The organism is Mucilaginibacter sp. (assembly GCF_028287845.1).
GTDB lineage: Bacteria > Bacteroidota > Bacteroidia > Sphingobacteriales > Sphingobacteriaceae > Mucilaginibacter.
This window is the reverse complement of the sequence record NZ_JAQBOW010000067.1, coordinates 1-25,225: the sequence shown is the minus strand read 5'-3', so window position 1 is coordinate 25,225 and position 25,225 is coordinate 1. Positions and strand designations below refer to the sequence as shown.

The window sequence follows — 25,225 nt, the reverse complement described above, 5'->3', positions numbered from 1 at the left end:
CACGGTACGGACCACGGCCAAGCCATTTCATCCCGGTAATTTTTTCTTCGGGATAATTAAAGGTGATACCCATATAATCGGCATCGCCGGTTTGGGTGTAGGTATATTCAAGTTTAACCGGCCTGCCGGTAGTGAATGTCCATTTAACATGCAACGTTGCCGCGCCCTGGTAATCAGCCTCTACAACATACTGTTTGTTTACATATTTGTAAGTAAATTCTTTCAATGTTGTGCTAACGCCCGCCAGTACAGGGCCGCCGGATAGGGAAATGGTAGCTTTAGGTTTACTAACCTTTTCAATGTAGCCGGTGGTTTTATCAAAATAATATTTTATGCCATCGCATTTAACCACCAGCTCATTACCTGTTTCAATACCCGCTATTGTAGATTTAGGTGTCAATACAATTGATTTGGCTACAGCAGCCGGTAATTTAATGGCCCAGCTCCAGGTAAACAGCTCTTCATTATTCGGCCCGTAAGCTGTTAAATACAGCGCGTCGTTTTTTGTCCATGTTGCAGGCAAATGCAAATCGAGCATTCCTTTTTCGTTCGGTGCCAGCTCAAGTGGTAATGGTGCCCCGGTAGCTATGGTAACAGGCGTTGTACTTTTACTTTCGGCCAATGGAAATTTAACCAGCTGCCATTTAAACTTACACTGGCTTAATTTGGTAAAGGTGTATCTGTTTTCGACCTCTATTTTTCCATTGAACGTTTCATCAATTGGCTGGGGGTTAATATATATAGGCGACCATATCTCCTTTATGGTATAAAAACTGGCTTCCTTTTCGCGATGCGGGCCAACTATCCCGTCAGGCGCATGATTACCATCACCATCATATATATTACCTTTATCTGTACGTATAACAGACTCATCCAAAAATGCCCAGATAAACCCGCCTGCACCGTGCGGGTGTTTAAGCATCAGGCTCCAAAAATCATCAAGCGCTGCTCCTGCCCCACCATCATATAAGCCATGCATAAATTCTGTGGGGAAAAAAACATCCTTTTCTGTAGCTACCGATTTTACTATATAGTTATAATCAGGATAGTGTTTGGTATTGGTACCATTAAATCTCTCCCATGGGTGTATTACGGTACGTTTTTGCGGATCATATAAGGCATAGTCGTTATCTAACAAAGTATTCCAGCCACCCTCGTTGCCGTTATCCCAAAAAATAATTGATGGGTGGTTTACATCGCGCACCACTAATTCTTTCACCAGTTTATGGCCAACTAAAGTATCGTACTTTGCTTCCCAGCCGGTTAACTCATCTAATACATATATACCTAACGAGTCGCATACGTCAAGAAAATCCTGATCGGGCGGATAATGCGACATGCGTACCGCATTCATATTCATTTCTTTCATCAACTTCACATCCATTAAATGTACCTGATGACTTAAGGTCCGACCTGTCTCGGGCCAAAAGCTATGCCGATTGCTTCCTTTTAATATCATTTTTGTTCCGTTTACATAGAAACCATCGTTGGCGCGTATTTCAACCGTACGGAAACCAAACTTTTGCTTAACGCGATGTACAATACCTTGTTTATTTTTTATTGTAACAACTGCCTGGTATAAATTAGGATATTCATCGCTCCATAATAATGGTTTGTTAAAAGGGCTTTTTAGTTCCAGGTGATCTTGCCTGGTATCAGCAATTACAGAAAAAGGCTTACCTACATTTTCGCCATTCAATTTTTGCACCTGTCCCTCAACAACTTCATCATTATGCAGGTTTTGTGCATATACATCTAATTGAAAAGAACCATCAGCTTTTGCATTTACAGCAGTTCGGTCAATAAAAGTTGCAGGTACAATCTCCAGGTAAACGGGGCGATAAATACCACCAAATACCCAAAAATCACTATTTTTTCGCTCAGCATCATTTACAGAAGTATTTGCTGATGTTTTATCTACTGTAACCTCCAATAAGTTTTGGGAGTTGTATTTGACCAGATCAGTTATATCATATTTAAAGCGGTAAAAGCTCCCCTGGTGTATGGGGCCGGCTTGTTGGCCATTAATCATAACTTTAGTATCAGTCATGGAGCCTTCAAAAACTATATATACTCTTTTGCCTTTCCAGCTTTCTGCAAAAAATTCATGCTTATAAATTCCTCGCTCATTTGCCTTTACTTTATCATGCCCATAATTATAAGTACCAAATCCCTGCTGTTCCCAGTTAGATGGCACAGCAATTTTTGTCCATTTGCCGTTCAATCTGCCGTCCGTACAGTAAAAATCCCATTGTACGGTATGATCTTTATCCGTTCCAGACAAATATTTAACTATGGTGGACTGCGAAAAGGATGTTAAAGAAAAAAATAAAAGAAAGGGTAACAGCAGTTGTCTCATATGAGCAGATTTATTAATTATCTGTGATGCAGATTTTTTCAAGGTTTATGATTTCATGGATGGATGAGTAAATATAAAGCATACTACTCAAAAGACAGTGCATTAACCCCATTTTCTGAGAAAGCATAATTTTGAGGCCGATCTTTAAAATAATTATATATATTTATTAAAATATTGAAAATGAAACTTGTTATTAGCGTACAAACCACACTAATTACGTGTTTTAACAAGTAAAAACCAGACCTATACCCGATAACCTATAAAAAATTAATGTTAAAAAATTATAAATTTCATAATTATCAATTCCCTAATCATTATTAATCATAAATATTACAAAATAATACACCTTTTATAATTTTATTTTCATTTATTGAATTAATCTATTGATAATAATGAAATAAAAATCAAAATATATATATTTGAGTCAAAGATAATTGCCAAAATGAGTAAAATTTGCGAAAATTATTTACTATTAACCGAAAAAGAACTTATATTATCACTAAAAATTGGTGATAAGTATGCTTTTGAGCAATTATATCACAATTACAAAGTCAGAATATACAGAAATCTATTAAAATTGGTAAAATCTGACGAAATTGCTGAGGAATTATTACAAGATCTGTTTGTAAAAGTATGGACAAGCAGAGAAAAATTTGACGCGGAAAAATCATTTCGTTCTTATTTATTTAAAATTGCCGAAAATTTAGTTTATGATTTTTTCCGCAAAGCAGCACTTAATAAGAAACTTGAAAATTATTTAATATCTGTTTCTATACCTGCAACATCTCCTATCGAACAACATATATATTATAAAGAAGGTAATTACGCATTAGCAAAAGCAATTGAACAATTGCCCCCTAAGCGTAAGCAGGTTTATATATTATGCAAAATAGAGGGAAAAAGTTACGAAGAAGTTAGCCGGCTACTTGGTGTATCCGTATCAACAGTTAACGAGCATATTGTTAAAGCTTCCAGTGTGGTAAAAAAATATTTTTTACTATCAACCAATATAAGCTAGCAAAGCTTATCCCTATAAATTTTCATACACATTGAAAAATCAATCTTTCATCGCCTGTATAAATCTTTACCAGTTAGTACAGTAAAAATTAAATGATATTTTTTTCCAAACAGAGCAGATGTAATTTCTCTCCCGTCCGTATTAGCATATAAAACAAGGAAATTGGAAGATCAACATCTGCTAAAAGAAATCTTTCAGCGTTATATTAATAATGAATGCACCGAACAAGAAATCAAGTTCTTACTCGAGCATTTTAAAACAGATAACAACGAAAGTACTTTAAGGCAAATTATAGTCGATAAGTTAAATGAATACGCGTTAGATGACTTTGTTGCAATGCCCGAAATGAGCAGGACATTTGATGAAACATTTAACAGCATATTACAAAAAATAGATACCATTAAGATAAAGGACAAAGAAGGAGAATCTGAATCAATCTCCATCCGCCCGTTAATTTTGAAATTAATGGCAACTACCGCCATTGCGCTATTAATATTTCAAGGTATATACACTTATTATAAATCCGTTAATAAAACAGAATTTAACAAAGTTGTAAAAAACAAAGGGATTAAAATAAATATTTCCCCTGGCAGCAACAAAGCTATACTAACGTTGCAGGATGGTTCTAAAATAGTTTTGAATGATGCGAAGGATGGTACACTTGCCCAACAAGGCAATGCCAATGTAGTTAAATTGGCTAACGGGCAGTTAGTATATAATAAAACAAATGCCGAGCCCGAAAAAGTAATGTATAACACCATGACTACCCCCCGGGGTGGCCAATACAAATTAACCTTACCGGATGGCACAGAGGTTTGGCTTAATTCGGCCTCGTCTATCACTTATCCTACGGCTTTTGTAGGTAAAGAGCGTAATGTAAGTATAACAGGCGAAGCGTACTTTGAAGTAGCAAAAGATAAAGAGAAGCCTTTTCGTGTAAGATCCAGTAATCAAACTATAGAAGTATTAGGTACGCATTTTAATGTGATGGCTTATGCTGATGAGGATGCTATTAAAACAACCTTGCTTGAAGGCTCGGTAAAAATAGTAAAGAATAACAATGAGGCAAGTATATTAAAGCCCGGCGAACAGGCAGTTTTTGATAAAAATGGCAGCTTAAAAATTGGCCCCGCGTTAGTTGATGAAGCTTTAGCCTGGAAAAATGGATATTTTAAATTTAACCGGGTTAATATTAAATATATAATGAGGCAACTGGCCAGATGGTATGATGTTGATGTTTTATGTGAGGGCAATATAAAGGATGACGAGTTTGTTGGAACGATAGGCCGGGGCGAAAATATAATGCAGGTGTTGCACATCTTAGAATTAGACAACGTGCATTTTAAAATTGAAGATAAAAAGATAATTGTATTACCATAATTAACAAAATGTTTAACCCCTAAAAAACAAAATATGAAAAAACGGCTATGAAAACACACATTAGAGCTAATCACAAAAAAAAACCGGAAGTGCTACCAACACCTCCGGCTTACCGATATGAGTTAGCTAAAAGATCCCTGACAGAATCACAATTATTTCACTCAAACCTTGCAAAGATATGCAATTAAATTTTCTCAGTAAAGACCGTAAAAAGTTACGGCTCTTATCCTCCAAAGTGTTTATTATTATGAAATTAACTGTACTTATTATAACAGTTTCATGTATGCAATTAAGCGCTAAAGTGTATTCTCAAAAAATCACCTTATCGGGCGAGAATATTACTTTGGAAAAAGCCCTTAAAACAATTGAACAACAAAGCGGCTATTTCTTTCTTTATAAATATAATGAGATCCAAAAGGCTAAGCCTGTTTCGGTTCATTTTGAAAACAAATCTGTTACCGATGCCTTAAATCAATGTTTAAAAGGGCAACCGTTTACTTATACAATAGAAAATAAAACTATTGTTGTAGCTCCAAAAAACGAAGCATCCGAAAATGTTCAACCTGTACCTAAAAGTATAAAAGGAAAGGTTATTGATGAAAAAGGACAACCGTTACCGGGCTCATCGGTTATGATCAAAGGAACCAAAATTGGTGCAGTTACCAATATTGATGGCGAATTTGAACTTAACAATGTTCCGGATGCGGCTATATTAACTGTTTCATTCATCGGCTACAAAACCAAAGAAGTTTCAGTTAAAAACATTTCATCAGTTATGACTATTGCGTTAGATCTGGATCAATCTTCTTTAAATGAAGTTGTGGTTACCGGTTTGGCAACCAGCATAAAAAGAAGTGATGCGGCCAGTTCAATTTCTCATCTTTCGGCCCAGCAATTAACAGGCACTACACCGCCTGCTACTATTGATGGAGCCATGAGCGGAAAAATAGTTGGCGCAAGTATCAATCAAAACGGTGGTGCCCCGGGTGGTGGTATATCCATTAAGCTACGTGGTTTATCATCAATTAACGGAAGCTCTGAGCCTCTATATGTAGTTGATGGTGTATTTGTAAACAACTCTCAGTTTAGTACTGGTGCAAGTGCAGCCGCATTTACCAGCGCCGGTGCCAACCAGGATCAGGCCACCAACCGCTTATCTGATATAAACCCTGCTGATATTGAATCAATTGAAGTATTAAAAGGGCCAAGTGCCGGTGCTATTTATGGTACACGTGCAAATGCAGGTGTAGTTATTATTACTACCAAAAGAGGCAAGGCCGGGCAAACAAATGTAAATATTAGCCAGGATGTTGGTTTCGCTTCGGCCGAAAAATTATTGGGTTCTTCAACCTGGAGCCTTGACCCGATAGGGCCACAGGGGCAAAATAAATTTGATTATGTATTTGGTACCGGTGCTCCCGGTAGCGGAAGCTTAACCGAAATTAATGCCTGGAAAGCAGCCACTGCAGCCGGTAAAATCTATGATTATGAAAAAATGATTTACGGTAACATTGGTAAAATATCAAACACCGCAGTAAGTGTTTCGGGTGGTACTGATAAGACTAAATTTTATTTATCAAGTGGTTTAGACAATGAAACAGGTATCGAAAAACGTACCGGCTTTCAGCGCCGTTCGGTAAAATTGAACCTTGATGAAAAGCTAACCAATTTTTGGAGTTTCACCATCGGTACAAACTACCTGAACACAGGCAACCAGCGTGGTTTTAGCGGTAATGATAACAGAGGTGTATCTGTACCTTATACCTTAGCTTATACCCCTGATTATGCACAGTTGCTGCCAGTAAACGGTATCTATCCAAATTCTCCTTATACCGGCGATAACCCGTTAGCTATTTCAGCAAGGGCCGTTAATACAGAGAACACCAATCGCCTTATACAATCATTTAGCTCGAACCTGTTTTTAATACAAAAACCAAACCACACGCTAAAGTTCGCGTTCTCGGGTGGGGTGGATTTTGTTTTAACAGAGGATGAAGTCTATTTTCCGGATGATATGCAATCGCAATTAACAAGGCCTAATGGTCCGGGTGCATCTCGTTTTTCAAACAACAGAAGCTTTAATACCAACTTTCAGGGATTTTTGATCGATAACTGGAAATTGTTTAAAAAAGTAGACATGACCTCGCAAGTGGGTACAGTAAAGCTTTCAACAAACAATGATTTTAGCTGGATACAAGGCGAAGGCTTATTACCGGGCCAGATAAACCCTAACAATGCTACTGTAAGAACTTCAAGCGAAACCTTTCAACGCTGGACAGACGTTGGTTATGTTGCTCAGCAAGAAATGAACTGGGATGATAAAGTTATTGCCACAGGAGGCATAAGGCTTGATAAATCAACCTTAAATGGCGACAACAATAAATTATATCCGTTCCCAAGGGCATCACTTGCTGTAAACTTAACCAAATTTGATTTTTGGAAAGAACAGTCAGTTGATGAACTTAAATTAAGGGTAGCTTATGGCCGTACAGGTGGCGAGCCAGCATTTGGCAATACCTATACATCATTAAGCACTACAAGCTACGGCGGTTTACTGGGTACTGTAACGCCTACTTCTGTAGGTAACCCTAATATTGCGCCAGAAACAGCACAGGAAATAGAAACCGGTGTGGATATGTCTTTCTTAAATAACCGTATAACTTTTGAAGCATCTTACTATGTGAAAAAAGTATATAACTTGTTAAACCCTTATACACTTTCAGACGGTACAGGTGTTCTTTCATACATAGCTTACCCGGTTGGCGATATGCAAAATAAAGGTATTGAGTTAGCCTTAGGTGCCAGCCCGGTAAAAACTCCAAATTTTTCATGGACCACCAACGTACAATTCTGGAATAACAGAACTAAAGTAACCCGCCTAACTATACCTACTACCGTTGTTGGTAGCGGATTTAGTATATATGGCCGTAATGAGTTAGTATTAGGATCATCGCCAAGCGCATGGTACGGATCGCCTAATACTGTTGTAAATGGTGTTACAACACCTACACAGTATGAAGACGCGCAACCTATATACCAGGTATCATGGTCAAACACTTTTACATTCTTAAAAGACTTTGATTTTTCATTCATGTTACACAGAAGTTATGGTAACTACAACTCCAATCTTACTCAAAAACAAAAAGATTTGGGCGGTACCTCAATAGACTGGAGCAATGAAGATAACTTAAATGGAACTACAGGTGTACCTAACGGAAAGGCACGTAATCCAAGTAACCCTAATGTAACAGCAAGACAGTTTATACAAGATGCCAGTTATTTACGCTTAAGGGAAATTGGGCTATCTTATAATGTTCCAAAAACTTTCCTTACTACGCATTATAAAAATACAATTAAAAGCATAAAATTAGGTGTATCGGCAACTAACCTGTTTACCCTTACACAATACCAGGGATATGACCCGGAAGTATCAAACTTTGGTAACCAATCAGTTGGTTCAAGTGTTGACAACTCACCATTCCCAAGCAGCAAAAGAATATTTATGCATTTATCAATGGGTTTTTAAACTTAATTCTTAAAACTTAGAAACATGAAATACTTAAAAATAAAACCATATACTTTACTGATTGGGGTGATGTTTATGCTTCCGGCATGCAGCGTATTCCAAACAAAACAAGTGGTTGACCCAAATTTACCATCCCAAGCATCAGTAGTAACCAATGCAACAGCGGTACAGATTAATGAGTTGGGTATTGGCCTGGAGTCTTCAATGCGAAGCGGTATGTTCAGCTTCAGGGTAACAACCGGTTCAATTGGCCGTGAAGCTTATGACCTGAGTTCGGTTGAGACAACCTATACAACAGAACTTTTAGGCACTACAAACGGTGGGCTTAGCGCAACAACCGGTTTTAACGCTTCTTATGATAATTTTTCGGCAACCCGCAGAGAGGCTGCACTTTTTATGGCCGCAGCCAATAACAGCTCCGCCCTTAATGAGACGCAAAGAAACAGCATCAGGGGGTTTTGTAATACTATCGAAGCTTGGTCAATGCTTTTCAATCTTGAAATGCAATACCAAAATGGTATACGCATCACCTTTACCGATCTGAACTCGCCGGGAGATATGCTTAACCCTGGTCCATTTGTATCATACACCGCGGCATTAACCGAAATTAAACGACTGCTTGATCTTGGAGCTACCCAGTTAGCAATAGGAGGCACTACTTTTGCCTTCCCTATGACCACAGGCTGGGCCGGGTTTTCAACCCCTGCTACCTTTGCAACATTTAACCGGGGAATAGCTGCCGAAGTGGCCATGTATCAAAGTGACTGGAACGGCGTACTAACAGCATTGAACGCAGCCGCCCCTTTCTTCTCTTTAACGGCACCACTGAGTACAGGGCCGGTATTTACTTTCTCAACTGTATCGGGTGATATTACAAACCCTATGTATCAGTTAAAAAATACCATATCTGCTCCACTTGTAGCGCAAAATCTTTTTATTACAGAGGCTGAGGCTGGTGATACAAGGGTAACATCTAAAGTGGCACTAAGGACTACCCCGCGTTCGTATAACGGCATTGTTGGGAATTATGATGTTTTTATGTACCCTACCAATACTTCATCCATATCTATCATGCGTAATGAAGAACTGGTGTTGATGTATGCCGAGGCACAAATACAACTGGGCCAATTGGGTCAAGGAGCTGCTGCGCTTGATGTTGTACGTACAGCGTCGGGTTTACAACCCCTGGCTATAGCGAAACCGGCTGTATTAGGTAACCAGGCTGCTTTAATAACAGAAATGCTTAATCAACGCAGGTACTCTTTGTTTTTTGAAGGCCACAGATGGTTTGATATGCGCAGGTATAACCTGTTAAATACTTTACCAAATGATTTGCCTACTGCAAAAGTTTATGTACAGATGATCAGGCCTTTTGCCGAAGTGCAATGGGATCTTAAGCATCCGCAATAGTTAATTAATTTTAACATAAAGAAATGAAAAACAAGTTTTTAATAGCATGGCTATTTTTAATCGGAGGATTATCAAGCGTTAACGCGCAGCATAAAGCTGTTAGCAACAAAACGGATTTTAAACTGGCGTTTTCTTCAATTGCAAGTAAAGAAGCCATAACCGGGCGCATGTTTTTAATAATAGCAAATAGCGATACCATTGAACCGCGCCTACAAGTGGGGCGGTATGGTCCGTATTTGTTTGGGGTAGATGTAACAAACCTTAAGTCATCACAACCGGTAACGGTAGATAATAAGGTATTGGGTTATCCCAGCCTGATGAAGGACATCCCTCAGGGAACCTATTATGTACAGGCGGTATTAAGTAAGTACACCCAGTTTAAACGGTCAGACGGTCATACCCTTTGGATGCACATGGATCAATGGGAAGGGCAAAACTGGGCGCGGTCTCCGGGCAATATTTACAGCAAGGTGATGAAAATAACGGTTAACAAAACCCCTAACCAGGTTGTAAAATTAACTGTCGACCAGATCATTCCGCCTATCGCTGTTCCGCCGGATACAAAATGGGTTAAGCATATTAAAATACAAAGTGCAAAGCTTACGGCTTTTTGGGGGCATCCTATTTTTATAGGTGCCACCATACTTTTGCCTAAAGGTTATGAAGACCATCCGGAAAAGCATTACCCTACTGTTTATGAGCAGGGTCACTTTTCTATAGGAGCGCCGTTTAGGTTTAAAGAAGCCGCTGATAATCAGTTTTATCAGGATTGGACATCTGCCGGTTTTCCTGAATTTATAGCGATAACTATTCAGCACCCATCACCTTATTTTGATGATTCGTATGCGGTAAATACACCTAACAATGGCCCTTACGGCGATGCGATACATGAAGAACTGATACCCGAAATTGAAAAACAATTTCGTTGTATCAAAGAAGGATGGGCCCGCTTACTAACAGGCGGCTCAACCGGTGGCTGGGAATCGTTCGCGCTACAATGTCTTTATCCTGAGTTTTATGGCGGTACCTGGTCTTATTCGCCAGATCCGCTAGACTTTCATAACGTAGAAGGTATCAATGTTTATGAGGATAAAAACGCGTTTTACAAAATTCATGAATATTACAAGGTTCCTACCGCTAATACCCGTTACCCGCTAACCGGCGATGTTCGTTTAACATCAGAGCAGCGCAATACCATGGAAGTGGTAAATGGCACGCTTGGCCGTTCGGGTGGGCAATTGGATATCTGGAGTTCTGTATTCGGCCCTATCGGTACGGATGGTTATTTTAAACCATTGTTCGATAAAACAACCGGCGATATGGACCCTTCAGTAGCCAAATACTGGATAGACAATTGGGATATGCGTGTTTACCTTGAAAAAAACTGGGCAACTGTTGGACCAAAACTGGTGGGAAAACTAAATGTTATTGCCGGCCGTACGGACGACTTTTTCCTGAACTTTGGTGTTTATCACATGGAAGACTTTTTGGTAAAAACAAAAGATCCTTACTATGGCGGTACCATCACTTATGGTGACAGAGGCGGACATAGTTACCGCAACTACACCAGCGGCGAGTTGATTAAAGTTATGGACGCGCATTTAAAAAAGATGCATCCGGCTTATAAATAAGTTTACATTATTCATATTAAAATTTGATTATGAAGAAGAACTTTAATGGCTCACCAAAAATGAGTTTAATTAAACTAAACCTGGTATTGCTAACAGCAATATCAGGTTTAACTACCTCGCCATTAATGGCACAACGCGGCGGCAGAAGCGCAAGTACTGCTGCACCGGCAAGAATGGTTAATAAAGAAGACTCTGCCTATATCAGGAACAATTATAAAAAGATGGAGATCATGATCCCGATGAGGGATGGTGTTAAGCTTTATACCGCAGTATATGTACCTAAAGACGAAACTAAAAGCTATCCTATTATGTTGAGCCGGTCGCCGTATGGCTCTGGCCCTTATGGAGCGGATATTTATAAAACATCGTTGGGCCCATCTATGATATTTGCAAAAGAGGGTTTTATTTTTGCTTACCAGGACGCTCGCGGACGTTACATGTCTGAGGGAGATTTTGTTGCAACCAGGCCCTATGTGGTTAAAAAAACCAATAAGGATATTGATGAAAGCTCTGATACTTATGATACCATCGACTGGATGATAAAAAATCTTCCGCACAACAATGGTAAAGTGGGTACATGGGGTATCTCGGCGCCGGGCTTCTATACTACCATGACGGCTATTGAGGCTCACCCTGCCTTAAAAGCAGTTTCGCCGCAGGCGCCGGTTACCAACTGGTTTATGGGCGATGACCGTCATCACAATGGCGCTTTCCAGGAGATGGGAACATTTGCCTTCCTTTCGAGCTTTGGTGCGCCAAGGCCTGTACCTACACCGATAAGCGCACCTGCATTTTCTGCATACGGTACGCCTGATGGTTATGACTTTTACCTGAACATGGGGCCATTAAAGAATTTTGATGACAAAATTCTTCATCATACCAATAAGCTTTGGGATGACATGATGGAGCATGATACTTATGATGAATATTGGAAAAGCCGTACACCCGAACCACATTTAAAAAACATAGTTCCGGCAATGCTGACTGTAGGCGGTTTCTTTGACCAGGAAGATCCATACGGACCATTAAAGGTAAACGCCAGTATAGAAAAAGGCGGCCATAAAGACAGGAACATTTTAGTTATGGGTCCATGGTACCACGGTGGGTTTTCGCGCGGAGATGGCGAAACGGTTGGCAACATCCAGTTAGGATCAAAAACAGGCGTATTTTATCGCGAAAATATTGAATTTCCATTCTTTATGCATTATTTAAAAGATGCGCCTGATCCTCAGCTTCCAAATGCTTATATGTTTGAAACCGGAACCAACGTGTGGAAAAAATATAGCAAATGGCCGCCTGAAGAAGCTAAACAAGGCGCTATATATCTGCAACCGGATAATAAGCTTGCATTTACCGCACCACAGGCAAATACAAAAATGTTTGATGCCTACGTAAGCGACCCGGCTAAACCGGTGCCTTATAGTGCCGAAATACGCACCATTAGAGGAAGCGAATTTATGGTAGAAGATCAACGTTTTGCAGGCAACAGGCCCGATGTATTAGTTTATGAAACTGAGGTATTGGATAAAGATGTTACCGTTGCAGGCAATGTAACTGCTGATCTATTTGTTTCAACAACCGGTACTGACGCTGATTTTGTAGTAAAGGTAATTGACGTATATCCTGGCGATGCTCCTGATAACGCTGCATTAAATCCGGCCGTAAAAATGGGTGGTTTTGAAATGCTGGTAAGAGGTGAGATAATGCGCGCAAAATTTAGAAATGACTTTGGTAAGCCCGAAGCAATGGTACCGGGCAAGGTAACCGAGGTTAAGTGGGACGTGGAAGATATTAACCATACCTTCCTGAAGGGCCATAAAATAATGTTCCAGATACAAAGCACCTGGTTCCCGTTGAATGACAGGAACCCGCAAAAGTTTGTAAATATTTATAAAGCCAATGAATCTGATTTTCAGAAGGCTACCAACAAAGTATATTTTACGCCTCAATATCCATCGCATGTTGATGTGAAATTGATAGAAAAATAGTGTTTAAATAAGTTGTTTGTTTGATGACAAGGCGGGGCCGGATTTTATCCGGTTCCGCTTTTGTTGTTTATAGGGATATTCTAAAATGAGTAAAAAGTATTACTTCTTTCCCTCCTGTAATTGTAGCATCTTCACCGCATAACGCCTGCCTAATATTTGTGCTGATGGGCTATTAAAGTGCAAAGTATCACCACGATGCACCAAATCTTCCGATGTTACCAAAGCTGTAAAAGGTACCGTTGCGGGCAGTTTTGCCAGTTCTGTATTAATATATACATATTCAGGGCGGTATCTGCCCAACTCGCCTGCCACAAACGGCAACCTCGGATTATTCGCCAGCGAGCGCAAACGACCTATCAATTCTGTTAATTGCGCTAAGTAAACCTTTGCATTTTCGGGCGTAGCATTTGATTCGCCCTGGTGCCAAATGATGCCTTTAATAACGCCAAATTGCATAGCGAACTTTATGCGCTTTTCGGCATCATCATAAGGATGGGTTTTTGTTGCAGCATCATAAGCGCCGGGTAACCAATGCTCAATTGGTGTGCCGCCCACCGCGCAAGGTATTAAACCTATTTTAATATTGGGGTTGGCATTGGTCATTGCTATCCCAAAACTCAATCCCGGGCCAACGCCCGCAGTAAGTTTATCAAAATGAACCGGGTGTTTGGCTAATACCCATGTACTATCCTTAGTAAGCATATATACTTTATCGTTACCCTCGTTCTTAACGTCATCGGTTATATATCCCCGGCCTGCCATGTTTGATTGCCCGGCAAGAATATACAATTCAAATTTAGGGTCGGGTTTTTGTGCATTACTGTTCATAACAGTAATTAAACAAATGAGTAAAAGAAAATGTTTTTTCATGTTAATTATGAATAAATGGAAACGAAATATTTTTATAAGCAAGCTTTTGCACCTGTAGTTTTAATTTCTTAAAGCTTTGTAACGGCCCTTCGGAAATAAATATATTAATTAACCATGCCGGTGCTGCACCGCATGGATCTATTTGTAGAAAAATAAGTAACCTTAACCCGGTCATTGCCGACCGGTAAAATTACCCATTTACCTTTTGACTCAGGTATCCTGAAAATATTATCTTTTTCGGGTACCAAACCTGCCACCGACGGTGCATCAACAGTCGAAACTTTAATAATATGTCCCCTTATATCCCTGCTACCCACTTACCTATATATGGCAGTTTACTTAACAGCCATACCAATAATAATGATAGTAAAAAGCATATAATTGCTGTTACCGGTATACTAATCAACCGCGCACAAAGCTTATAACTTATACCAAACAAATCATCCAAAAAATATAAAACCAGCGCGTGGCTCAAATAAATGCCAAAATTAAATTTACAAGCAAAATTCTGGGCTTGTTTAACAAATGCCGGTAATTTTATCTTAGTAAACCGAGCCATTAAAAACACTGCCGATGCTAATAATACAATTGCGGGGCCAAGTGGTTCATACAGTAAAGTAATAAAGCCGTTGTATTTGTAAATAAGGTAAGTGCCCCAGAATATGACGCATACAACAGACACAAATAAAATAAACATCACCAATACGATGTTCTGCCTTCTATCAAAATTAAAAGTAAGATAATGCCCCAAAACCAAATATCCTGCATAGCCTGCAAAATAATGCAGATCAATCTGCGGATTAAATCTTACGATATATGGCTGACTAATTATCATTATTATCAACCACATTATTAAGAAATATTCAATCTCTCTTTTTGTGGCATTACGTACAAACTTGCTTATTATAGGTACAAAAAAGTAAAGCCCTATCAGCATATATACATACCATAAATGGTAAGAGCTGCCATATTTTAGCTGATGTAAAACCTGTTTAACATTTGCCAGGGTACCCCCTTCAAAAGCCAATTCCTCATTATACCAGGAGTAACCTATATAAACCAGGCTCCAAAATAAAAAGGGTGCTACTACCCTGCTTAAACGTTTTTTAAGAAAATTGCCCAGCTCATAATCCCGGTGCAGTAAAAGTGCGCCGGTTATCATTACAAATACGGGTACAGCAAAACGCACCAAACTATTGTAAAAATCGGCAGTAAGCCAGATATTGATAGGTATATGGCCATATTGCCCCAGCGGAATAGCAGCGGCATGTAATACAATTACAGCTAATAGGGCAATAAGTCTTAAACTGTTTATCCATTCAAAGTTTTGCGATTTGGCGGTGGTCATTTAATAAGAAATGTTTTATAACTGCATGTGTGTTTAAAAGTAATATAATTATGTATAAAACAAGTTAGGTAATGTAACCACAACTAACACAAACTTAATTAAGCGTTAACATGTAGCTTTTACTTTTGTGTATTATTCATTTGATGTATTACCACATTGTTCTTTTTTCATTGAACTAATAAGATCAGTTAATAATAAAGAGAGTTCCCGGGCTCTCTTTATTTATTTAAAACTATTTCCTTTCAAATACCTTACCCTTTATATATGAAGATATTATATGCCATACAAGGCACCGGCAACGGGCATTTAAGCCGCTCGATGGATATTATGCCCTTGCTTAAAAAAATGGGCGATGTTGATGTACTGGTAAGCGGTACGCAAGGCGATTTGAACCTACCCTTTGCCATAAAATATAAACTGCATGGCTTTGGTTTTGTATTTGGTAAATCAGGCGGGGTGGATTTATGGAAGTCTTTTTTAAGATCGAGGTTCCGCAAATTCATTAAAGAGATCAATACCTTGCCTATTGATAAATATGACCTGGTGATCAATGATTTTGAGCCGGTATCGGCGTGGGCATGTTACCTGAAAAATAAGCCTTGCATTAGTTTGAGTCACCAGGCTGCTGTACTAAATGAGAAGGCCCCAAAAACCGATGAAACCGACATGATAGGAAGGCTCATTCTTAAAAACTATGCTCCGGTTACAGCGCAATACGGTTTTCACTTTAAATCATTTGATAAAAATATATTTACCCCTGTAATACGCCAGCAGGTGCGCGAGCAGGAAATTGAGAACAAAGGCCATTACACTGTATACCTGCCGGCTTATGATGATAAGCGATTAATAAAAAGGCTATCAGAATTTAAAGAGGTGCAATGGGATGTTTTCTCAAAACACAACAAAAAGGTATTTAAGCATAAAAACGTTGCTATACAGCCTATTGATAATAAAGGCTTTATAAAAAGCATGGCCCAAAGCGCCGGTGTGCTTTGCGGTGGTGGTTTTGAAACCCCTGCCGAGGCCCTGTTCATGAAGAAAAAATTATTGGTAATACCTATGAAGAACCAATATGAACAGCAACTAAATGCAGCTGCTTTAAAAGATATGGGCGTACCCGTTATAAAAAGCCTTAAACCAAAGCATGACGAAAAAATATTGGATTGGATAAATAACGGCCAGCCAATTAAAGTTAACTACCCTGATAACACGCAGCACGTACTTGATTTGCTTTTTGAACAATGTGCAGAAACGAGTTATTTTAAAACCAGTTTAATAGCGCCGTAGTAACCTGCACAAATGGCAGGAGGGCAATAGTTTTATAAGCGTTGTTTGTCATCCTGAGCGATAGCGAAGGATCTTATAAAAGCGGCAAGGCGCAATACTTATCCAGGCGTATAAGATTCTTCGCTATCGCTCAGAATGACAGTTTATTTTTCTACTTCAAAACCACTCTTGTAGCCCCATAACCAAACTTTTCTTTAAGCGCATCCATAAAGGTTTGCACTTTAGGATGCTTGCTTAGTGTTTTTTGTATTTCGTGCCTTAACACCCCATTGCCCGCGCCATGTATAAAAACAACATCATGCAACTGGTGCACAATGGCCGAATCAAGCGCTTTATTGAAATAGTCAAGCTGAATTTTCAATATTTCGGCACTGTTTAAAAATTGATGATCATCACGCAGCTTTTCAATGTGCAGGTCTGTTTCGCGGACGGGTTTTTCAAGTACTACCTTTTCTTCGGCAGGTTTATAAAAGCTTTCTTTTAGTTGTTGGGCATTTATTACAAGATCAGGCTCGTCTAATTGTATCAGCCAGCCTTGTTCGTTTAAAACCGGAAGCAGTTTTTTACTTCCAGAAAAATCTTTGGCTTTAAACTTTTCTTTTACAGATAACGAGGCAGGCAGCTCAACATTTTGCGTAGTATAGAACAGGATATTAAAAATAAACTTTGGCCATAGTTGCAGATCGGCCAATTGGGCAGAATAAACTTTAACAGCAGACTTAGACGCAACTATACCGGCGTATTCTCCTCTAAAAATCTGCTTTTCGGTAGTTAAACTTGCCAGTAATTGATAAGATGTATCATTTATTAAATTAAAATGCACTACCGAATTTGCTTTAGTATCAGCTGTTACGCCTATATAAATGCCTTTTTTTTTAAATTCGCCCTGCTGTATCTGTACTTCTTCGGTTATAGTTGTTTTGGTACCCGCAGGCTCATATCCATGCACCATGGTTACTTTGCTTGCCAGTACCTGTATTTCAAAATCATCTTCGCCGGTTACCCCTATCATACCCTCATCAATAATGCGGGTAATAAAGCCTTCCATCTTTTCGTCAACAAACCTTACAAAGTCACCTAATTTATATTTCATATACAGCAATAGCGTTAAAGAGGCAAAGTTACCTTATATATTTACTATAAATAGCAACATATAAAATGTATTAATTGTTATATTTTTAAACCTGGTTAGGTTGTCTTAGGCAGGAATCTTCATTAAAAAAATTAAGCCACTTGCATAAGCAAGTGGCTCGTTATAGCTATTTAATACCCCTATTAAAATAACCTGAGGTAAAGTAAAAGAATATTTCAATACCTACCAAATCAATGCTTCAACTATTATCAAAAACATACTTATAAGTATGTTTTTATGGCATTACGAGTAAAAAATCTTACTTTCTTTTTAAGAAAAATTAACAATAACAAAAAATGCTTGCCAATTGGCAAGCATTTTTAAATTTCAGTGAAATAATTTTTATCCTAATAAAACAGCTTTAACCATATCAAGTATTTTAAATGAGTCGGCAGAGGTTGGCGCTTCGGCATAAACACGCAGTACCGGTTCTGTTCCTGATGGGCGTATCATTACCCATGTTTCATCTTCAAAAAAGAATTTGAAGCCGTCCATATCATCAGTTTTTACAACTTTTAAATTGCCAAAGCTGCTATATACGCCGGTTTTACTCTTGTTAATAATCTGTTGCTTTAATTCTTCGGTAACATGCAAGTCATAACGCTCAACTGCAAATTTGCCTACAATGTCATAAATTTCCTGTACCAGGTCACTTAAGCTGCGGCCTGTTTTGGCCATAAACTCCCATATAATTAACCCTATCCAGATACCGTCCCGTTCAGGTATATGGCCCACTGCGGCTATGCCGCCTGATTCTTCGCCACCAACCAAAAATGGTTTGCCCGAGTTTACTATCAAATCGCAAATATATTTAAAACCAATTTTGGTTACTGTATTGTTTAAACCATAAACATCGCAAAGCTTTTGTATTTTGCTGGTACAAGAGAAGGTTGAGTAAACTTCGCCGGTTTCTTTTTTAACTTTATACAGGTAGTGAATAAGCAGCAACAAAATATGGTGCGAATCTACAAACGTACCGTCCTGGTCATACAAACCAATACGGTCGGCATCACCATCAGTAATCAGGCCCGAAGCGATCTCGCCTTCTGATAGCTTAATAATATCCTCAAATTCGGTTAAATTACGTTGTATAGGCTCTGGCGCCTGCCCATCGAAGCCCGGGTTGGCATCGCAATGTAAAAAAGTAATGTCAGGGAACAGGCGGCGCATTACATTTTGCCCAGCACCGTACATACCATCATAGGCCCAGCCCAATCCGCAGGTACGTATAGTTTCCAGGTCGAAATTATTTTCAACATGGGCAACATACATGTCTTCCAGGTTTATATATTCTATTAAGCCATCTTTTTGATACTCGATCAATGATTTTAAGCTGAGTTCAAGTGTATCTGGTATCCTGGCCTCTACCTTTTCTATATCAGACGGTACAGCGGGGCCACCAAAATCGGCTTTTATTTTAAAACCATTATATGATGGCGGATTATGGCTCGCGGTAATGATTATACCTGCTGATGCATGTTTGCGTACTGTTCCTAATGATATCATCGGGGTAGAAACGAACGAGTTTTCGGCACGGAATACCTTCACACCTTGCGATGCCAATACCCTTGCGGTGGTGTCGGCAAATAACGGACCGGCAAAACGCGGATCGCAACCAACCACTGCCGAAGGATCTTTAAAATTTTCTTTTAGCCATAATGCGGTGGCATACGAAACACGTTTTACGTTTTCAACCGTAAAATCATCCGCGATGATAGCTCTCCAGCCATCAGTACCAAATTTTATTTTTGTCATTTTTGTATATGATATATAGTAGTTAAAATCCTAATTTAGGCGCCTCAAACTTGATACAAGAATATCAATCATTTGTGGTAAACGGAAACAAAACATGAAAGTTTTAAAATTTGGAGGAACATCAGTAGGCAGCCCTGAGCGAATGAAGAATTTGCTGGACATTATTGATGCTCGTGAAAGACAGATCGTAGTATTATCGGCCGTATCGGGCACAACAAACAGTTTAGTAGAAATTGGCCAGGCTTACCTGGCCGGCGATAAGGATAAGGCGGCCCAATTAATTACTGTTTTAAAAAACAAGTACGAGGTTTTTATAAATGAGCTGTTTGCCAAACCCGAGTTTTTAGCACAGGGTAAAGAAGTAATAGATTATCATTTTTCGTTATTAAGCGGTTTAGCTAATGATTTTTTTTCCTCTATTGAAGAGAAAGTGATTTTAGCACAAGGCGAATTATTGTCAACCACCCTATACCATGTATATTTAAAAGAAATTGGTGTACCATCTGTTTTATTGCCTGCATTGGAATTTATGAAAACCGATGAAGACAATGAGCCCGAGGTTGATTATATCACCTCGCACCTTACACCTTTGCTGGAAAAAGCACCCAATAATAACTTGTTTATTACCCAGGGATATATTTGCCGCAACGCCTATGGCGAAGTTGATAACCTGCGCCGTGGCGGAAGTGATTATACTGCATCATTAATTGGTGCAGGTATACGTAGCGAAGAAGTGCAGATATGGACTGATATTGATGGCATGCATAACAATGATCCGCGGATTGTTAAAGGGACCAAGCCAATTGCCCAACTATCATTTGATGAAGCTGCCGAGCTTGCTTATTTTGGTGCTAAGATATTACATCCGCAAAGTGTGTTCCCGGCGCAAAAGTATAAAATACCGGTGCGCCTGTTAAATACTATGGACCCACAGGCTAAAGGCACCTTAATAACTAACGAAAGCGAAAAAAATCAGATCAAATCAATAGCTGCAAAGGATGGTATAACTGCCATTAAAATAAACTCAAGCCGCATGCTGTTAGCTTATGGATTTTTGCGCCGTGTGTTTGAGGTGTTTGAGCGTTATAAAACATCAATTGATATGATCACTACATCAGAAGTTGCCGTATCATTAACTATTGATGATACTACACATTTAGACGATATATTAAGTGAGCTTAAAGCTTTTGGGGATGTTGAAGCAGATACAGAACTTACCATTGTTTGTGTAGTTGGTGATTTTGCGGCCGATAAGCATGGTTTTGGCTCGCGTGTGTTAGATTCTTTAAAGCATTTACCACTACGGATGATATCCTACGGCGGCAGTGACCATAATTTATCTGTTTTAGTTAAAACAGTGGATAAGGTGGAAGCTTTAAGAAGTTTGCATAGCCGATTATTTTAATGTCAGATTTTTGACTTTTTAATTTTGATTTTTGATTTAAAAAAATGTTCAATCCAGATACCGTTACCCGTTTTCAATCTATAGAAACACCCTTTTATTATTATGATATGGGGGTGCTTCGCCAAACATTGGAAGCTTGCCAGGCCGCTTCGGCTAAATATGGTTTCCATGTACATTATGCCATGAAAGCTAACTTTAACCCTAAAGTGCTGGATATTATCCAATCATTTGGTTTTGGTGCCGATTGTGTGAGTGGCAACGAGGTAAAGGCAGCCATTGAACATGGCTTCGGTAAACAAAATGTTGTTTTTGCAGGTGTAGGTAAATCAGACAAGGAAATAAACCTTGCACTTGATGCCGATATATTTTGCTTTAATGTAGAGTCTGTACAAGAGCTGCACATTATAAATGATCTGGCGAAAGCCAAAAATAAAACAGCTAAAGTAGCTATTCGCATTAACCCTAATGTTGATGCGCATACGCACCATTTTATAACTACCGGGCTTGACGAAAATAAATTCGGCATCAACACCTGGCAGTTACATGATGTTGCCGAAGCCCTGCGCGCCTGCCCTAACCTGCAATTTTTAGGCATCCATTTTCATATAGGCTCACAGATAACCGATATGGAAGTTTATAAAAGCCTCTGTACCCGAATAAACGAGATGCAGGATTGGTTCGAGGATCATGGTTTCCAGGTAAAAGTATTAAATGCAGGTGGTGGCTTAGGTGTTGATTATCATAACCCGGATACCAATACCATAAGCGATTTTGAAAGCTACTTTAAAGTATTTAAAGATTTTTTAAATGTAAAACCGGGCCAGGAAGTACATTTTGAGCTGGGCCGCGCGCTGGTTGCCCAAAGCGCTTCACTCATATCAAGAGTGCTGTATGTTAAAAACGGACAAAAAAAGAATTTCCTGATATTAGATGCCGGTATGACCGAACTGATACGACCAATGCTATACCAGGCTTATCATGTTATAGAAAATTTGAGTCAAGAATCAGGAGCCAGGAATCAAGACTTAAAGTATGATGTGGTTGGACCGATATGTGAGAGTACAGACTGTTTTAGAAAAGATGTTGATCTGCCGCTATCATTTCGCGGCGATGTGATAGCGGTGCGTACCGCAGGTGCTTATGGCGAAGTAATGGCATCAGGCTATAACCTGCGCGATAGGGTGCAGAGTGTATATTCTGCACTATGATTTATGGGATAAAAGGATTTTATGATTTCTTAAAATCATAATTTTTTAATATTTAAGCTTATAACATCTTAGTTATTAAATGATTCTATAATCTTTAATATCATAATCCTAAAATCCTTTTATCCCATAAATCATAGTTAAAACTTATACCCTACCCGTAAAAAAATAGCATTTCCGGCTTCTATTGTACCAAAATAATCTTTGTATTTGATAAAATAACTGGCTTTGGGGAACAGGCTGCGAAACATCCTGGTTGTTGCCATTTCGTCTTTATAATAGGTGTCGTTTAAATCATTATGACCAACGGTTGTTCCTAAAAAACCGCGTATACCGTGCTCAAAATCATTATTATTTCGGTTATGAAATATTACCTCGGTAGTTAAGCCTATGGTGAACAGGTCTGTACGCGGATCTACGTAATAGCCGCCTTGATTTTGCAGCATTTGTCTATAGGTGGCGTAATCGCCAAATTCATGACTGTAGGCTGCTTCTAAACCAATAAACCTGAAATCTGCCCGGTCGTTATGAACATAAGCATTAATAGATGCCCTGCCTCCAACAGCGCCAAAAAACTTGTCATTAAAATAATTTGCTTTCGATTGATCAGATGATCCATTCTGATAATCGCCTAAAACGCCAAAAGCACCATAAGCAACATTGAAATTATCAAAAACATAACCACGGCTTAAATTAAGCTGGCCACTCACAACCGCATCATTTAAATTGGTGTTGGTATAGGTATTTAGTCCTGCCGAAACATAGCTGGCTACTTTTTCTGTATCAAACGATGCTGGCTTTGGCTGATAGGCAATATCCTGATGATAAAGCGCCGGCGAATAAACATGTGCGCAGGCACTTAGTAATAATAAGCAGGCTAAGGGAGTAAAAGTTTTTAATTTCATAGTAGGTTATATGTATCAAATGTACAATTTATTACAAATGGTGTTTATCAAATTTTTACCATACCTAACTAAGAAAACGATTTTATGAGAGACCAGACCAGGTAGGACCAGGTGGGACCAGGTTCACCCGGCTCAGGTCAGGTTGGCCGAAGTTGTCTAAAAAATTTTATGCTCGTTCAATCAAATTATCAAAAAACTCACCGGTAAAATCATCAGAAAAATGCAGCACATTTTTTAGATGGGCAAACTCATGTTGCTCATGTGTTGTAGTAATTACCACTGTTTTCATACCGGCATTTGCTGCTGCTTCTGCACCTTTGGGTACATCTTCAAACACTATACAATCTGTGGCGGGGACCTGCAAGCGCTCTGCCACCTTTAAATAAGTTTCGGGATGTGGCTTACTCAACACTACATCATCCGCGCTTACAATGGTTTTAAAGTAGTGACGTATATTAAGGTTATCCAACACAAAATCAATATTGAACGGTATTGCTGCCGACCCAATGGCCATGGGTATATTTTCCTGGTAAGCCTTTTCTAAAAATTCGGACAGGCCGGGTAATAGTTTAAGGTGTGGTAAAAATACTTGCTGGTATTGCTTTTCTTTCTCCAACGACAAGCTGTTCATTTCATCCATAGTAAACCTATCCGGGCCAAACATACGTACCAGCACTTCAGGATTTTTGCCATACATCTGGTGTTTTACCTCGTCCCACGTAAAGTTCCCACCCAATTCATCATTTAACAGTTGCATCCATGCCCGGGTATGATGTTCCATATCATTAATCATGGTACCGTTCAGGTCGAAAATAAAAGCTTTCATTAAATTATATAATATTAGTTAGTTAATAGTTTAGCGGCGATTACTCACCCGATCATCGCTACGCTCGATCACCCTATCTTTGGCAAGCCGTAAAGAGGGTTTAAGATCGCAAAACAACCTATTTACACCAAAAACGAAGTGAAGGTCGTGCGTAAACGGCTCGGGGTGAGTTGCTCATCGTGCCGCAAAAGTATTTTAAAATAGCTTTAAAGGCAACCTTTTTGGCTCATGTCAAAGTAATTTAAAATAACAGCTTTGTTTATAGCTTTAATTAATAGCTATAAAAACAAAACTTGTACTGCTACTTTGAATACTAAATGAGATTGTTAAACAGATTCTGAAACTACTCTTGATAACCATTTGGCTATTGTAAGTAATAAGTTTTGAGTATAACTATCAGTCAAAACTTACCCATTACTCTCTATTGTAATTTAATTTGATCCGGATCGATAATTACAATTTCAGGTTTTCCTTTATAGTCGATAACCTGTCCGGTAACACATACTTTTTTACCTTTCAGATCTTCCTCAGGGGCTATTTTAAACTTTTTACGGTCATCGCCTTTAATAATTAAGGTAAGCACTTCATTTGGGTGACTACCACCAACATCAATTAAGGTAATGTTTGATCCGCTTAAAAACTTGCCACCAAAAATCTGGTCGCAAACTATTACTTTTTCGTTTAAATGTTTTGCCGCTTCTTTTGCGGTAATAGTGGTTTGACCAATTGCTTTTACACCGGTAATAGCTACAAACAGGGCAATAAACAGGACGAATCTTTTCATTTTGTGTATGAAGTTATTGTTTACAAAAGTACAAATTATAGCGTTTTGTTAGCCCAATAATTACACTCTAATTATATTATTAAAACTACAAGCTACCAGATGGCTCCTATGCAGCCCAATTGTGTACACTGTAATTGTTTTGTAGAAGCTACCTGATTACAGTAAAACGTTAGCTGATATCCGGCTCCCAGGGAGCCTCTCCGCCCCATTCAGCCGGATAATTCCATAACCATTGCATACGATTTAGATAATTATGCTTACCTTTGCACTTTAATATTTAAAATAATGCAAAAAGAAGGAACAGTAAAATTTTTTAATGAAACAAAAGGATTCGGATTTATTACACCAAGCAATGGTGGTCAGGATGTATTTGTTCATTCAACAGGCCTAATCGAT

At 38.8% G+C, this 25,225-nt stretch carries 19 protein-coding genes; 10 read left to right on the top strand and 9 right to left on the bottom strand.

What is annotated here, in order from left to right:
- Nucleotides 1-2,359 (bottom strand): glycoside hydrolase family 2 TIM barrel-domain containing protein (locus JWP71_RS05965; RefSeq protein WP_299497941.1); only part of this gene is annotated, 2,359 nt, incomplete at its 3' end.
- A gap of 442 nt (nucleotides 2,360-2,801) precedes the next feature.
- On the opposite strand from JWP71_RS05965, the gene JWP71_RS05960 reads away from it, so the two are divergent.
- The 6 genes from JWP71_RS05960 to JWP71_RS05935 all read left to right on the top strand — a co-directional run bounded on the left by JWP71_RS05960 (nucleotide 2,802) and on the right by JWP71_RS05935 (nucleotide 13,312).
- Nucleotides 2,802-3,377 (top strand): RNA polymerase sigma factor, encoded by a 576-nt coding sequence (locus JWP71_RS05960; protein WP_299497939.1) that lies wholly within the window; start codon nucleotides 2,802-2,804, stop codon nucleotides 3,375-3,377.
- Nucleotides 3,378-3,539: 162 nt separating this feature from the next.
- Nucleotides 3,540-4,757, top strand: a complete 1,218-nt coding sequence (locus tag JWP71_RS05955) for a FecR family protein (protein WP_299497937.1) — start codon at nucleotides 3,540-3,542, stop codon at nucleotides 4,755-4,757.
- A 247-nt stretch (nucleotides 4,758-5,004) separates the two neighbouring features.
- Nucleotides 5,005-8,283, top strand: coding sequence for a SusC/RagA family TonB-linked outer membrane protein (locus tag JWP71_RS05950; protein ID WP_299497935.1), 3,279 nt, complete (start codon nucleotides 5,005-5,007; stop codon nucleotides 8,281-8,283).
- A gap of 24 nt (nucleotides 8,284-8,307) precedes the next feature.
- A complete protein-coding gene (locus JWP71_RS05945; protein WP_299497933.1) occupies nucleotides 8,308-9,693 on the top strand; it encodes a RagB/SusD family nutrient uptake outer membrane protein in 1,386 nt (461 codons plus the stop codon).
- Nucleotides 9,694-9,716: 23 nt separating this feature from the next.
- The gene (locus JWP71_RS05940; RefSeq protein WP_299497931.1) at nucleotides 9,717-11,324 is read left to right on the top strand and encodes an alpha/beta hydrolase-fold protein; all 1,608 of its coding nucleotides are present in this window, start codon (nucleotides 9,717-9,719) and stop codon (nucleotides 11,322-11,324) included.
- A gap of 29 nt (nucleotides 11,325-11,353) precedes the next feature.
- Nucleotides 11,354-13,312 carry a CocE/NonD family hydrolase gene (locus tag JWP71_RS05935; protein WP_299497929.1) on the top strand — a complete coding sequence of 653 codons (1,959 nt, stop codon included), beginning with the start codon at nucleotides 11,354-11,356 and terminating at the stop codon, nucleotides 13,310-13,312.
- A gap of 99 nt (nucleotides 13,313-13,411) precedes the next feature.
- Here the strand turns inward: JWP71_RS05935 and JWP71_RS05930 are convergent, their stop codons facing one another.
- From JWP71_RS05930 to JWP71_RS05920, 3 genes are all read right to left on the bottom strand, one after another.
- Nucleotides 13,412-14,140: a sialate O-acetylesterase gene (locus JWP71_RS05930; RefSeq protein WP_299497927.1), complete on the bottom strand. Its 729-nt coding sequence runs from the start codon at nucleotides 14,138-14,140 to the stop codon at nucleotides 13,412-13,414.
- A 146-nt stretch (nucleotides 14,141-14,286) separates the two neighbouring features.
- Nucleotides 14,287-14,499, bottom strand: a complete 213-nt coding sequence (locus JWP71_RS05925) for a hypothetical protein (protein WP_299497925.1) — start codon at nucleotides 14,497-14,499, stop codon at nucleotides 14,287-14,289.
- Nucleotides 14,481-15,530, bottom strand: coding sequence for an acyltransferase family protein (locus JWP71_RS05920; protein ID WP_299497923.1), 1,050 nt, complete (start codon nucleotides 15,528-15,530; stop codon nucleotides 14,481-14,483). The genes JWP71_RS05925 and JWP71_RS05920 overlap by 19 nt, the downstream gene beginning before the upstream one ends.
- A gap of 264 nt (nucleotides 15,531-15,794) precedes the next feature.
- Here JWP71_RS05920 and JWP71_RS05915 point away from each other — a divergent pair, with 264 nt between their 5' ends.
- Complete coding sequence (locus tag JWP71_RS05915; RefSeq protein ID WP_299497921.1) at nucleotides 15,795-16,817, top strand: glycosyltransferase family protein; 1,023 nt, start codon at nucleotides 15,795-15,797, stop codon at nucleotides 16,815-16,817.
- Between the two features lie 151 nt (nucleotides 16,818-16,968).
- Here JWP71_RS05915 and JWP71_RS05910 read toward each other — a convergent pair whose 3' ends face one another.
- Together JWP71_RS05910 and JWP71_RS05905 are read right to left on the bottom strand one after the other, a co-directional pair.
- A complete protein-coding gene (locus JWP71_RS05910) occupies nucleotides 16,969-17,910 on the bottom strand; it encodes a Smr/MutS family protein (protein ID WP_299497920.1) in 942 nt (313 codons plus the stop codon).
- Between the two features lie 381 nt (nucleotides 17,911-18,291).
- Nucleotides 18,292-19,704, bottom strand: a complete 1,413-nt coding sequence (locus JWP71_RS05905) for a phosphoglucomutase/phosphomannomutase family protein (protein ID WP_299497918.1) — start codon at nucleotides 19,702-19,704, stop codon at nucleotides 18,292-18,294.
- Nucleotides 19,705-19,798: 94 nt separating this feature from the next.
- On the opposite strand from JWP71_RS05905, the gene JWP71_RS05900 reads away from it, so the two are divergent.
- Both JWP71_RS05900 and lysA read left to right on the top strand, forming a co-directional pair.
- The gene (locus tag JWP71_RS05900) at nucleotides 19,799-21,109 is read left to right on the top strand and encodes an aspartate kinase (RefSeq protein ID WP_299497916.1); all 1,311 of its coding nucleotides are present in this window, start codon (nucleotides 19,799-19,801) and stop codon (nucleotides 21,107-21,109) included.
- 44 nt (nucleotides 21,110-21,153) lie between these two features.
- The gene (gene lysA / locus JWP71_RS05895) at nucleotides 21,154-22,317 is read left to right on the top strand and encodes a diaminopimelate decarboxylase (RefSeq protein WP_299497915.1); all 1,164 of its coding nucleotides are present in this window, start codon (nucleotides 21,154-21,156) and stop codon (nucleotides 22,315-22,317) included.
- A 137-nt stretch (nucleotides 22,318-22,454) separates the two neighbouring features.
- Here lysA and JWP71_RS05890 read toward each other — a convergent pair whose 3' ends face one another.
- The 3 genes from JWP71_RS05890 to JWP71_RS05880 form a co-directional block, all read right to left on the bottom strand.
- Nucleotides 22,455-23,219: a hypothetical protein gene (locus tag JWP71_RS05890; RefSeq protein WP_299497914.1), complete on the bottom strand. Its 765-nt coding sequence runs from the start codon at nucleotides 23,217-23,219 to the stop codon at nucleotides 22,455-22,457.
- Between the two features lie 166 nt (nucleotides 23,220-23,385).
- Nucleotides 23,386-24,045 (bottom strand): HAD family phosphatase, encoded by a 660-nt coding sequence (locus tag JWP71_RS05885; RefSeq protein WP_299497913.1) that lies wholly within the window; start codon nucleotides 24,043-24,045, stop codon nucleotides 23,386-23,388.
- A 421-nt stretch (nucleotides 24,046-24,466) separates the two neighbouring features.
- Nucleotides 24,467-24,829: a hypothetical protein gene (locus JWP71_RS05880; protein ID WP_299497911.1), complete on the bottom strand. Its 363-nt coding sequence runs from the start codon at nucleotides 24,827-24,829 to the stop codon at nucleotides 24,467-24,469.
- 285 nt (nucleotides 24,830-25,114) lie between these two features.
- Here JWP71_RS05880 and JWP71_RS05875 point away from each other — a divergent pair.
- On the top strand, nucleotides 25,115-25,225 hold a 111-nt coding region (locus JWP71_RS05875; RefSeq protein ID WP_299497942.1), incomplete at its 3' end, for a cold shock domain-containing protein.